The 677-nt window shown below is 34.4% G+C and carries 1 pseudogene; it reads left to right on the top strand.

The annotated features are described in order from the left end of the window. Positions 1-56: 56 nt before the first annotated feature. A pseudogene (locus QM928_RS09980) lies at positions 57-677 on the top strand (IS3 family transposase); the annotation flags it as partial.

The raw sequence follows: 677 nt of genomic DNA, 5'->3' as shown, positions 1-677 counted from the left end.
TGAACTGCACCCCAAAAGTTAGACAGAAAAAATCTAACTTTTGGGGTATTTTTATTATGAAATTAACTTATGATGATAAAGTTCAGATCTATGAACTTAGAAAACAAGGATATAGCTTAGAGAAGCTTTCAAATAAATTTGGGATAAACAATTCTAATATTAGGTACATGATTAAATTGATTGATCGTTACGGAATAGAGTTCGTCAAAAAAGGAAAAAATCGTTACTATTCTCCTGATTTAAAACAAGAAATGATTCATAAAGTCTTACATGAAGGCTGGACTAAAGATAGAGTTTCTCTTGAATACGGGCTCCCAAGTCGTACGATACTTCTTAACTGGCTAGCACAATACAAGAAAAACGGGTATACTATTGTTGAGAAAACAAGAGGGAGAGTACCTAAAATGGGACGTAAACCAAAAAAGAGACCTGAAGAGAGAACAGAATTAGAACGTCTTCAAGCAGAAAATGAGTACCTGAGAGCGGAGAATGCCATCCTAAAAAAGTTAAGAGAACTCCGATTGAAGGAGGAAAAAGAGAAAGAAGAAAAACAGAAATTGTTCAAGAATTAATGACCGAGTTTTCGTTAGATATTCTTCTAAAAGCCATTAAACTAGCTCGTTCGACCTACTACTATCACTTGAAACAGCTAGATAAACCAGATAAGGACCAAGAGC

The organism is Streptococcus infantis (genome assembly GCF_047460405.1).
GTDB classification, from domain to species: Bacteria; Bacillota; Bacilli; order Lactobacillales; family Streptococcaceae; genus Streptococcus; species Streptococcus infantis_Q.
Note: the sequence above shows the minus strand (reverse complement) of the source record. Positions and strands in the feature narration are given on the sequence as shown.